General features: G+C 50.8%; 10 protein-coding genes. 7 read left to right on the forward strand and 3 right to left on the reverse strand.

Going from position 1 to position 11,357, the window contains the following annotated elements; genetic code table 11:
* The first annotated feature begins 331 nt into the window (after positions 1 to 331).
* Genes ACSSNI_RS06540 through ACSSNI_RS06550 form a run of 3 tightly spaced genes read left to right on the forward strand, consistent with a single transcriptional unit; the run spans position 332 to position 4,089 of the window.
* A complete protein-coding gene (locus ACSSNI_RS06540) occupies positions 332 to 2,125 on the forward strand; it encodes a Mu transposase C-terminal domain-containing protein (RefSeq protein ID WP_127839241.1) in 1,794 nt (597 codons plus the stop codon).
* A gap of 3 nt (positions 2,126 to 2,128) precedes the next feature.
* Positions 2,129 to 2,983 carry a TniB family NTP-binding protein gene (locus ACSSNI_RS06545; protein WP_127839242.1) on the forward strand — a complete coding sequence of 285 codons (855 nt, stop codon included), beginning with the start codon at positions 2,129 to 2,131 and terminating at the stop codon, positions 2,981 to 2,983.
* Positions 2,984 to 3,015: 32 nt separating this feature from the next.
* Entirely contained in the window at positions 3,016 to 4,089 is a 1,074-nt protein-coding gene (locus tag ACSSNI_RS06550) for a TniQ family protein (RefSeq protein ID WP_164863209.1), read from the forward strand.
* A gap of 1,745 nt (positions 4,090 to 5,834) precedes the next feature.
* Here the strand turns inward: ACSSNI_RS06550 and ACSSNI_RS06555 are convergent.
* Together ACSSNI_RS06555 and ACSSNI_RS06560 are read right to left on the reverse strand one after the other, a co-directional pair.
* Positions 5,835 to 6,638: an inositol monophosphatase family protein gene (locus tag ACSSNI_RS06555; protein ID WP_127839244.1), complete on the reverse strand. Its 804-nt coding sequence runs from the start codon at positions 6,636 to 6,638 to the stop codon at positions 5,835 to 5,837.
* A gap of 228 nt (positions 6,639 to 6,866) precedes the next feature.
* Positions 6,867 to 7,295, reverse strand: a complete 429-nt coding sequence (locus ACSSNI_RS06560; protein WP_127839245.1) for a hypothetical protein — start codon at positions 7,293 to 7,295, stop codon at positions 6,867 to 6,869.
* An 87-nt stretch (positions 7,296 to 7,382) separates the two neighbouring features.
* On the opposite strand from ACSSNI_RS06560, the gene ACSSNI_RS06565 reads away from it, so the two are divergent.
* Positions 7,383 to 7,661: a helix-turn-helix domain-containing protein gene (locus ACSSNI_RS06565; RefSeq protein ID WP_127839246.1), complete on the forward strand. Its 279-nt coding sequence runs from the start codon at positions 7,383 to 7,385 to the stop codon at positions 7,659 to 7,661.
* 177 nt (positions 7,662 to 7,838) lie between these two features.
* Here the strand turns inward: ACSSNI_RS06565 and ACSSNI_RS06570 are convergent, their stop codons facing one another.
* On the reverse strand, positions 7,839 to 8,825 hold the full coding sequence (locus ACSSNI_RS06570; protein WP_127839247.1) for a DNA-binding protein: 987 nt from the start codon (positions 8,823 to 8,825) through the stop codon (positions 7,839 to 7,841).
* Between the two features lie 179 nt (positions 8,826 to 9,004).
* Here ACSSNI_RS06570 and ACSSNI_RS06575 point away from each other — a divergent pair, with 179 nt between their 5' ends.
* The 3 genes from ACSSNI_RS06575 to tcmP all read left to right on the forward strand — a co-directional run.
* Positions 9,005 to 9,976 (forward strand): site-specific integrase, encoded by a 972-nt coding sequence (locus ACSSNI_RS06575; protein WP_127839248.1) that lies wholly within the window; start codon positions 9,005 to 9,007, stop codon positions 9,974 to 9,976.
* Positions 9,977 to 10,005: 29 nt separating this feature from the next.
* Positions 10,006 to 10,749, forward strand: coding sequence for a phage Gp37/Gp68 family protein (locus ACSSNI_RS06580; RefSeq protein ID WP_127839249.1), 744 nt, complete (start codon positions 10,006 to 10,008; stop codon positions 10,747 to 10,749).
* A gap of 21 nt (positions 10,750 to 10,770) precedes the next feature.
* The coding region (gene tcmP / locus ACSSNI_RS06585) for a three-Cys-motif partner protein TcmP (RefSeq protein ID WP_448258983.1) at positions 10,771 to 11,357 on the forward strand (587 nt) is incomplete at its 3' end.

An 11,357-nucleotide genomic window follows, 5' to 3' on the forward strand; every position in this document is an offset into this window, starting at 1 on the left:
GGTGCTGCGTTGCATGGGAGCTGCTACGACTTTGGCTCAAAACCGATGGCCAGTCAGCGGCACGCTCAATGGCCCGACGCAGGATGACCACATTGGCGGATAAGGAAGTACGGATGGTTATAGGTTTGCGGGTGGATGGCAAAGTCGCCCATAAATTCAGTTTGTGTGGTGAGTCACGAAATTAGCCACGCCGATAAGTAATTGATTTTCCGATATATCTTATAAAAAACTCACTGAATGCTGGAAAATCAGCTCCGATTACAGCTTTTCTAGCGCATTCTATGACTTCTGCCGAAAGCGTATTCGGTTCGTTGATAGCACGGGAGAAGGTATGGAAATCACCTTGGCCGAGGGAATGCCTGTAATCGCGTTGGGAGCGCTGGCTTTCGTCAATAAGCTTATGCCTAACGGAAAGGTTGAAATTCAGCTAAAAAAGGATAGATCCCGCCATGTTCTTACGATTGATGAAATAGAACTCATTAATTTGTCCGAGAAAGATTCAGTTCCGAAGCCGCGACTTTCGGAAGCAATGTACAGATTTCACGATACCTCTATCGAAAGTGCAGAGATCGCTCAAAAGAGGTATGTGGTACTAAACAAGTGTGTCAATAATGAAATAACCGTATCTCAAGCAGCCGAAGAACTCGATCTATCAGTATCCACAATTTACAAACTTCGCCGTAGCTTCGCAAAGGAGGACGGCGTCATGGCTTTACTGGCGAATAAAAAAGGGAGAAAGTTGGGTCTTAGCGCATTACAGGCGCCGGTTGAGGCAGTTATGGATGCCGCAATTTCAAAAAATTATAGAGGGAAAGGCGCTACAGTAAAAAAAATTCACCTCAGTATAATTGAAGAGTGCAGGCGATTAGAATTATCCCCGCCCAGCCTGAGCACCGTGCAGCGTAGGGTTAGAAAGCTCAGTCCGCTCGAGAAAATGACCGCGATCCACGGCGCTGATTATGCCAAGGAAAAGTTAGGGCTCAAAACCGGTAAGTTAGTATTATCTCGCCCGCTGGAACAAGTGCAGATTGATCACACGGAAGTCGATATATTATTGGCAGGTACCGAAGACGGTGAGCGTGCAGTGAGACCTTGGCTCACGGTCGTGATCGACAGCTATACACGAGTAATACTAGGCTTTTATCTTGCTCTACATCCGCCATCGGCGGTATCAGTTGCAGCAGCGTTATCGATGGCGTGCTTTACAAAAGCTAGCTTTCTAAATGCGATCGGAGCAAGCTCGGCAACTTACCCTTTCTATGGCAAACCAGAGTTGATATTTGTTGATAATGCTGTTGAATTTCGTAGTTCAAAATTTGTACGAGCCTGCTCCCTAAATAATATTCGGGTAGAATGGCGACCCATAGGGAAAAAACATTGGGGTGGTATTGTGGAGCGTGTCATTGGGACATTGATGCGAAAAGTACACTCCCTACCTGGGACTACTATGTCGAGTGTCAGCCAAAGGCCTCAAGGCGAAATAAATGCCACTGTAACTTTCCCTAGGCTATTAGTTTGGCTGACCCTGCAAATCGAGATTTACCACAATACATCCCATAGAGGCCTTCAAGGCCGATCTCCCGCTAACGTTTGGTTCGAAGCTTTCCAAACCGATAACGGTAGCCCCATTTACCCACCCCTCATCGCTGACCCGTTTAAGTTCAAGCTTGATTTTATGCCAGAAGACCGGAGAAGCATCACCTCCAGAGGAATTCAGTTTAAAAGAAATTTTTATTCATCTCAGGCATTGGCGCTTCATGTTGGCAGAAAAGATGTAATCATTAAATATGATCCCTTCAAAATGAAAAAAATATGGGCGTATATAGATAACAATTATATAGAAGCTGATTATGGCATGACCAGACCGGACATGAGCCTTGCAGAGGTGATGCTGGCGAGCAAGCCTACTAAGCAACCTCCTTGGCTAACCAGTGAGCAAGGTTACGCTGTTAGATTTGAAGCGGAAAAGCTGATCAGAAAGAGGAATGTCAGCAAAGCAAAAAAAGAGAATTATGAGCTGGCGAATTCTTATATTCCAGGACCGAGCTCCGAGGCGGAGCTTAGTGATGCGTCTGAGCTAGACGGACGCAAGTTTATTCCAACAATTTATCCGGTTAAGGAATAGACAATGACGGCTGAAGGCTTACGCAAAACCAGGCGAGAGAAATATTGCGGCGCATCTGATTTGAAACGTATCGAGGTGATTGGGCGCGATATTTGGATTAGTTGCCCCAGACATCAGAGTATAACTAAGACGGTAGATAATATTCTTAAGCTTAAGGATGTAGAGCCTGCTCCATGTATGCTTGTGTGCGGAGAGGGCGGGTTCGGAAAAACTGCGCTGATTAATGAACTGAAAATGTCTTCAAAAGACCGAAGTGAGGCAATTAGATTCATGTCTTTGGCAGATAATCCCGGAATGCTCAAATTTAGCGACCTCGTTATGAGCGCGTTAGGTGTGCCTATCTTACCCGGGCGAGCAACTACGAGAGCACTTTTGCCTCCAGACATCGTCAAATACGTACGTCAAAGTAATATTAGAGCTCTGATTATAGATGAAATGCAATCTTCTCTTACAGTCAGTAGAGGCGAGCAAGAGCGGAATCTGCTCTTGATCAAGGCATTGTCAGGAGCTCCTTATCGACTATCAATTATCGCTTTTGGCACCTCAGCTGCAAAAAATGCTTTGAGTGTCGATGCTCAACTCAGCCGCCGCTACGAAATCTTGGAGCTTCAGCGTTGGACGTTGGACGATGAGTTTCGAAATTTTCTGGCCTCTTGGGAAAACGAGCTACCGCTCAGAGAAGACTCAAGGCTATACAGAGATGATATAGCGAAGACATTGCTGCTTCACTCTAACGGCGTGATGGACTTTGTGGTCAAGGGCGTAAAATGGGCAGCTATACAGGCCGTATTGACCGGTGAGGAAAAGATAACCAAAGAACTGATTGAAAAGGGTTTTGCGACGCGTTGGAGTTACTAACTGTGCAACGATATTGGAAAGGTCCTCGTATTGTGCACGATGAAACAATCGCGTCCTGGACCTATCGCTGCGCTTATGATCCATCATGCGAGGTGATCACTACTCTTGATTTGGACGGATTAGTGTTCATACCCAAAGCACTGGACCTGAACTCAGGAAGTGATCTTTCGAACCCGTCGTTTGATTTTGACATATCAAATGAGCTATTTAAGAAAATTGTCAAACATTACAAGTTATCAGCCCAAGCTGTCGATAAGCTTTTCGGTTACGAACAAAAAAATCTCCTCGACCCAATGTTTCGCTCAGCCTACTGTGCAGAGTGTTTAAAGGATGATATTACTCATTTTGGCCTACCTGCGTGGCGTCGAAGTTGGTGCTACGTCCATGCTCCGTTTTGCCTCATACATAAACGTCTGCTCTCGGTGTCTGCAGATGTTAGTCCGGCTAAAGCATGCGCCGCTTTTGTTAGTCTGGATGAAAATCTTGGTGATTTTGGGAGTCGAAAGTTTCAAAGCGAAACGACACTCGTCTTAATCCGTAACTTTCTGGCTATTCGAGTTCAGCTCTGGATAAATCGTCTCTATGTTTTATCCAGAAATAACCTTACTCACCCGCACGCTAGGGAAATGTTACAGTGTGTCGATCTCTTACTTAAACGGCTGCTTCGAGTTCCGTCACGCAAATATAAACGGGGCTTGGCTAGATACTTGTTTGGTTATCGTCGGGATTCGTGGTATCCCGATTACGTCCCTGTTGATAAATTGGAAGATATAGGATGGTTGACAGGGCTTCCGGCTCAGAGAATGTGTGCATTGCTTCTGCTTGGCAATCTTGTCGGTTTGTATAGTGATGATGAAATTGCTTGGCTAGACAAGCTGTCGCGCCAGAGAGGATTTCTGTGGCCGCGTTCGTTAGCAGATTTGGTCGATTCCGTACTTCATGTGGAAAACAACAGGCAAGTCTGTAATGTACTATCGCCCTTTTTAAAGGCGGCCAAAACAAAAACCACGATAGATTGGGCTTCACGCTTCCTTAATCACGTAATTACGAACAATAAAACAGGCTTTAACTCACCTAGTCAGTGGCATCAGATAAGATGCTCGTAACGATCCTAAGGTAGATTTAAAGCAGTTATTGGTAATAGGCGTTCATTCAGAAGTTTGTTTATATTATTATCGCCATCTGCCATGCTTCAAGCTTGAAAGTGCGGCAGATATAAGCTGAGCGATATTGAAATAGCAATGACTGGCGGTACCGTTTTTTCCCATTTCAAGTTCGGGCCTAAGCTAGGCCTTCCCAGGGAAGTTTTATATAGCGGTACTCATCTTGATACGTAACTATCCCAGTGGTCTTCAGAGCACTTGATGATAGTTCATTCAATATGGGTGGGGCTGAGGTGCTGCGTACTTGAAGGGCAGGTGTACTCGCTCCGTCATTCCGACCTATATGATACTTCGGCAGGTTCTGTTTCTGAATGCATATGATCACATATTGCACAGCTCGAGTGCTCGAGAGTCCCCAAAGTACAATGGGCCCCCAGCTCCTCAGTATCGTTAAGCCAAGCGCCAGAATGTTCGCACTGACTTTAAAGTACTCAGAAGTGAATGGCTGTATCGGGCCGCCGCTGCTGAAAAATTAGTGGGTTCCTTATGCCATTGGCTGTTGCTTTATTAGCACGCCTGGAGCCGAATACTATTATGGACAGTTAAAGAGAGAACAGCAGCAGCTATGATACTCGGTCAAATCGGAAGATTACGTACTGCCCAGTATATCCGTAGAAGCATCATACAAGGCTTGAATCTTAGAGGCCTGTGGGTATCTACAGCCCATTTGGTCGCCCCCAATTGAGGCTGAGATGATGGTGCGCGTTTTTTATCGACCCCTGTTATGGCATCCGCTCTGAGCGGTGATGAGCGGCGAGGTGCATCTGAACTAGCTTATCGCTGGTTCTGCCCGCTGGGTCTGGAAGACCACAGCCCCAATCATTGGACGTTCTCGCAAGATCTCAATTGCCCTGACCGGAACGTAGTACACGTCCGCCTCAAACCAACCAGCTGCGGCGCAAACAAAAGTAACCAGAAGACCTGAAACAATACGGTATCCATGAGGGAAGCACGCCCCCTTCTACGTGCCTCCTGGAGAGACGCCAAATACTCGAAACTCCAGACGACGGCGATACCTGCTCCTTACCAATAAAATCGGCATCCCGTTCGAAGTTATCTACAATGACTGCCAACCCAAGCTTTTCGTTTGGATAAGGCACGACCCTGGCATCGAATCACTCGGAGTTACTCAGGATTGTTCTTCTAGCACAGCTCTAATCCATGTCCACGAAGAATTGAATGGGAACTGGCCGGCAAATGATTCGGATGGTCCGACTGTTAGCGGGTCGAGCGCTGTCTTTTTGGAAAAATGCGATTAAAAATCTGCAGATAAACATGCATCGGCGACGGCAAAAAGTCCTTGAAGGGACCGTTATTGCTGGCGTCGCAGCCCTGAAGTTATATGCAAATAAATGTGCAGATCAAAACCGGAATCGATTGGCTTTTGGGCTTTTGGCTCTTGCGGGCGGTCGTGCTGACGGAGCAGACCCTATTAGGCCATTCACCTGTCTGCGCTACCCGAGCCATTGCCTCATGGGGTCATGGGTCATAACGGCACTCCGAGTACTCGTCTTCGCAGCCTGCTCCTTGGGGCAGGGCTGAAAATGGCTGTGCTGAGCTCAGGGCGTAGCGAAAAGCCTTGGTAGGTTGCGTTGCGATGTTTCGAGCAGGGCGAAACGTTGCTGCTATCTAGCGCATGGTTAAAACGCGTCTTCAAGCCGCTGAGCGAGTCATGCTTTTAGCGTTACCTACTCGAACACTTTTCCCCAGTCGCGAAGAATCAGCTTTCGGCACGCGGATGGGGCGCCACCAAAGCAACGCTGTGCAACTTCGGTGAGATTTGCTTTCGTTTGATAGCCGACCGTTTTGCCCTCCTGATTGAGCAATACACCGCCAGCTCCCTTTAGCAGTGCGTGACCTGCGACAACATCGTGTGCGGACACTGTTACAAGCGAAACGGCCGCTATTCCATCCCCGGCCGCTACTCGCGCTAAGCGATAAGCGATGCTCGGCATGGCGACAAAGTCGGCCGGTGCACACAGCTCAGCATTTACACTTGGCTTCGCAGCCGCAGCCATGCTCACCATTACCTTGCTTTGTTTATCTAGGTCCCGATCATTTAGTCTCCATGAAACTTCTAGGTCGTTGCGGAGGACGGTATTCAAGCCTTCTGCCCATGCGATGCAGTCGGCTCCGCGGTCCTCAGTGACAGGGGCACAAACCACGCCCAGTACAGGTACCGCGTTCCGCAGGAGACCGACCGAAACAGCCGAACCCTTATGCCCCTTCAGAAAATCACTCGTGCCGTCGTTAGGGTCGACGACCCAGCAGTATTCCGCACCAGTCAAGGAGTTGCCGGTCTCTTCTCCCCAAAAGTCGCAGTCGAGCAGAGCGAGTAAATCGCGGCGCAGAAAGCACTCAATTTCCAAGTCCACCTCGGCCTTGTCACCACTCCCGCGGGGTCCGTTTGGAAGAAGCCACTCTGCTGCCAACAACGCAGATGCCGCTACGACCCTATCGATGACCTGATTGAGCAAGACCACATAGTCCATAGATTACACCGCTATTCGATTCGCCCGCTCTGCTCGCCACAATGTGCGTTGGAGATGACGGAAGGGGCCGTTAACTGCTCGTATGCTGGTAAGCCACATTTGATGTATAGGCTATTGAGATCGATAGTGGTTGTTGTCCTCAAGCCGACTTCAGTTCCACCGGTGCACGATTGTCAGTGAGTCCTAGCGGCATACGCTATGAGTCCGCTTTGGGACTTGGGACCATGCTCAATTCCCGCCATCGGCGCTAAAGGTCAATCGCCAGCGTTGCGGTGGTAGGTTCTTCGATGATTCATGGTCAAAGTACGTCGCGCCGGATTTAAGCACATAGGCATAACTCGTTCCTCGCGCCAGATCTGTACCCTCGACTGCCCTGAGCTCATCCATCCGCCATTCACCAGTGCCGTTCATACGTCCCGGACTAACAAGCTGGACTTGCTCAATTTTCCATCCATTGGTTTTCGCGGCAGCCAAATCCACGAGGTCCTGCACCGTATAGATCAGTAAGGTCGTTGGGCGTATGCCCTCGTCATCTTGATCAACCGCAGAGACATGAAAATAGGGGAAGGAGGCAAGATACTCAACGTACCGCCATGTATGGGCCCCACGTAGAAGAGAGCCTACAGGGACTTCCGCGTGATCAAACGTGAGGAACATGGTGGCATACCTTCGCAAATGAACACTATAGTTTGTAGCATTATAGCGTTCAACATCGCTTTATAGTTCCTTTTGCAGGTATGGCAAATGGAACTGAATACGGCATTCGGGCAGGCCCTCAGAATTTCGAGGCAGGCCGCAGGACGAACGCAAGAAGATTTCACTCGCATAAGCAGCCGAACCTACATAAGTCAGCTTGAGCGCGGATTGAAATCCCCGACCCTGGAAAAGCTCGATGAGCTCAGTAAACTACTCGGGATGCACCCTGTGACGCTGGTGGCGGCGACTTACATACTCAAGAATCAAGTGGGTGCGGACGACCTGCAGTCGACATTGGTCGCAGAGCTGAAACAGTTGGGATTCTGAATGGAAAGGAAGGTTCTCAGGACGCACCGCGCTGACCTGCTATCTGCTGATAGCAGCTACATGGGCGATCGAACGCGGTGAAGTTAGTATCACCGCGGGTAATCCTTACCGGACGCAGATCAGCTCGCATGAGACCGTTGTTATGCTATTTACGCCCTGTCCGGGTAGGGTGCTGACCTAGTCGCTTGGACCCTTTCTTCTTTTCGCTGGCAGAGATGGTTTCTCTGCGCCGCCAATTACACGCTCATCTCGGCGAGACTTTTGGCGGCTGCTTTGCCTGATTTTCGTCTTGCTCAAGCTGTCCAGTTTAGTTTGTAGCTCTTCATTTCGTTGCTCACAAGCCAGCTTGACAGCTTCTGCGACATTCAGCTGACTCTGTAGGGCTTCCCGGGCTTGAATGTTCTGATCGAGCAGGCGCTTCTGGGCCTGTTGATCCCTCTGCGATAGTCTTGCCTCGGTGAGAAGACGTTCGTTGTCACGATTCAGCTGGGTTAATTCGTCCTGCTTGACGATCAGCGTCTGCTGCAATTGACGTACTTCCATCTGAGATTGCTGTAGCTGCGATCCATGTCGGCGCTGTTCTTGTTCGCGCTGTTCCTTGCTGGCCTGGCGGTAGTGCTCTAGCGCGTCACGCGCATGTTTGTGTTTTTCCTCAAGCGAACCGATCTGTGCGTCGCGATCCTTTACTCGGTCCCTCATATCTCGATTAGCTTGCTGCAGACGGGAAATTTCAATCTCGGCCTGCTGGAGTTTTTGGCTCGCATGCATTAGCTCTTTATCGGTTTTGAAAAGTCGTTTGGCGTCCATTGCCGTCTGGTCTTCCAATTGCTGAAGGCGGTTCTCGGTCTGTCTAATTTGATTCCGGTAATCGATCATCTCGCGGCCAAGCTGCTCCCGCTCTACCGCGACGGCTGCATGCGCTTCTTCCTGCAACCGATCGGCTAGCTGGTTCACAAGGTTGGCCAATTGCTCGCTGAGAGACGGAGCCGTTTGCCGGCCGCGCTCAGTCTCTTCTATTTCTTTCAGGTAGCGGTGAATAGTGGTCTTTGAGCCGGTATTGCCAAGCTCAATCCGTATCGCATCAATGCTGGGGTGCTCGCCACGGGCGAGGAGGGCGGTTCGTGCCTTTTGCACCACCGCCTTGTTAATGCCGCCGCGTGCCATGTTGATCTCCTACGATTTCGTACCATATTACATACTATGTAGTTACATGGTACTGAACGATCGGATTTGTGCTAGGTTAAAGCCCGTCAAAGATTGGATAATCATGAATTATTCAATATGAATGGCACAAACGGTCGTCCAGTGGCCGTTTTGCAGTACATAAAGGGCATCTCAGGGCGATGAAAGACGTCGGGCGCTACCTACAAGCCGGTACGCGGGAAAACACCCGCCGCAGCTATCAGTCGGCCATCGAGCACTTCGAAGTGTCGTGGGGCGGCTTTCTGCCCGCGACAGGCGATAGCGTGGTGCGCTACTTGGTGGATTATGCGGATACGCTGAGCATGAACACGTTGAAGCAACGCCTGGCTGCTCTCGCTCAATGGCATATTACCCAAGGCTTTCCCGACCCAACGAAGACTCCCACAGTGCGTCAGGTGCTCAAGGGCATCCGCACCCTGCACCCGGCACAGGTCAAGCAAGCCGCCCCTTTGCAACTGCAGCACTTGGAACAGGCGGTACAGTGGCTGGCACTTGAGTCAGAGCGAGCTCGGATGCGGGACGATTTAGCGAGTCTGTTGCGCTGCCGGCGCGACATGGCATTGCTGCTGATCGGCTTCTGGCGGGGCTTTCGCAGTGATGAGCTCTGCCGGTTGCAGGTCGAGCATATTCAGGCCGAAACAGGCGCAGGCATGCGTCTGTTCCTGCCGCAGAGCAAGGGCGACCGAGAAAACCTCGGTACGACGCACTACACGCCGGCGCTAAAGCGACTATGCCCGGTACAGGCCTATCTCGACTGGATCAATGCTGCAGGTATCGTTCGAGGAGCCGTGTTCCGCCGCCTGGATCGCTGGGGGCATCTCAGCGAGGATGCTTTACATCCGGGTAGCCTGATCAGCTTGCTGCGCCAGATTCTGCAACGCGCCGGAATTCCCGCTGAACTGTATACCAGCCACTCCTTGCGCCGCGGCTTTGCTACGTGGGCCTCGGCCAATGGATGGGACCTCAAGGCCTTGATGACCTATGTGGGCTGGAAAGACATCAAGTCGGCCATGCGGTACATCGATCCCGCTATTTCATTTGGTGGCCTGGCGGTCAGGCCCGCTGTTGAATTCAATGCTGGCACTTTGACTCAGCTGCCAGCTTCTCACTAACATCGCTGCACGACAGGAGTGACGGTGAAATGAGTACGCAGACCAGCATCGAATGGACGGAAATGACCTGGAACCCCATCGTGGGTTGCACCAAGGTGTCGCCCGGATGCAAACACTGCTATGCGGAGAACATGGCCTATCGGCTGCAGGCCATGGGAACGCCGGGTTACGAGAACGGCTTTCGCCTGAGCCTGCGGCCGGAAAAGTTGCAGGAGCCGCTACAGCGCAAGAAACCGACCATTTACTTCGTCAACTCGATGTCTGACCTGTTCCACGAGCATGTACCGGACGAATACATCGACCAGGTATTCGAGGTGATCCAAAAAGCTTCCCAACACACCTTCCAGATCCTGACCAAGCGTGCCGAGCGCCTGGCCGAATATTTCAGTAAACGGACACCTCCAGCGAATGCCTGGCTGGGCGTGTCGGTTGAGGACCGCGAATATGGTGTGCCAAGGATCGACTGTCTACGCCAAGTTGATGCCACGATTCGCTTCCTCTCTGCCGAGCCGCTGTTGGAAAATTTGGGTGAGCTGGACCTGACCGATATCCACTGGGTCATTGTCGGCGGCGAGTCGGGGCCTAAGGCCCGCCCGATGAAACAAGAATGGGTCGACAATATTCATCGCCAGTGCGACGCCTCTGGCTCAGCTTTCTTCTTCAAGCAATGGGGCGGATGGGGTGCTGATGGGGTGAAACGCTCGAAGAAAGCCAACGGTCGACTGTTGAACGGCCAGACCTGGGATGAAATCCCGCTGCTCAACCTCGCCTGATACCAGCACAAGGAATACGGCATGGCCAAGGATGATGAGAAATACCGTTGGGATTGGGGTACACAAACCTTCCCAACCATCGACCCGCACAGCAAGATCAAACATCAGATCATCGATGAGTACATCCAGACTTACATCGACGTGCTGATGCGCAACCAACTGATGCCAGAACTGGGCTTGTCGATCGTCGATGGCTTCAGTGGTGGAGGTATCTACCACGACGGCTTAGGTCGGAATCACTTCGGCTCTCCCGTGATTGCACTGGAGGCGATTCAGGCTTCGGAGGTCCGCAACAACCTAGAGCGCATCAAGCCGCGCCCCATCCGCTCCCAGCACTATTTCGTGGATGTGAAGCCCGAGAACATTGCCTGCTTGCATTCAGTATTGGCCGCGCGTGGTCATGCTCCTCGGCTTGGCCAGGATGTGCATCTGCATAGCGCTGAATTCACAGAAGCATTGCCGACCATCGCTCAAAAGCTCAAGCATTTCGGCAAGGGTGAGCGTGTGCTCTTCCTGCTGGATCAGTACGGTTATGGCGATGTGCCGTTCCCTAAGATCAAATGGATTTTCCAGAATCTCAACAAAGCCGAGGTCCTGCTGACCTTCAA

Source organism: Stutzerimonas tianxiuensis, assembly GCF_053470365.1.

What these genes read in the sequence shown, in the direction of transcription:
- ACSSNI_RS06540 (WP_127839241.1), top strand. Translation starts at nt 332, where the DNA reads ATGGAAATCACCTTGGCCGAGGGAATGCCTGTAATCGCGTTGGGAGCG.
- ACSSNI_RS06580 (WP_127839249.1), top strand. Translation starts at nt 10,006, where the DNA reads ATGAGTACGCAGACCAGCATCGAATGGACGGAAATGACCTGGAACCCC.
- ACSSNI_RS06570 (WP_127839247.1), bottom strand. Translation starts at nt 8,825, where the DNA reads ATGGCACGCGGCGGCATTAACAAGGCGGTGGTGCAAAAGGCACGAACC.
- ACSSNI_RS06560 (WP_127839245.1), bottom strand. Translation starts at nt 7,295, where the DNA reads ATGTTCCTCACGTTTGATCACGCGGAAGTCCCTGTAGGCTCTCTTCTA.
- ACSSNI_RS06575 (WP_127839248.1), top strand. Translation starts at nt 9,005, where the DNA reads ATGAAAGACGTCGGGCGCTACCTACAAGCCGGTACGCGGGAAAACACC.
- ACSSNI_RS06545 (WP_127839242.1), top strand. Translation starts at nt 2,129, where the DNA reads ATGACGGCTGAAGGCTTACGCAAAACCAGGCGAGAGAAATATTGCGGC.
- ACSSNI_RS06555 (WP_127839244.1), bottom strand. Translation starts at nt 6,638, where the DNA reads ATGGACTATGTGGTCTTGCTCAATCAGGTCATCGATAGGGTCGTAGCG.
- ACSSNI_RS06565 (WP_127839246.1), top strand. Translation starts at nt 7,383, where the DNA reads ATGGAACTGAATACGGCATTCGGGCAGGCCCTCAGAATTTCGAGGCAG.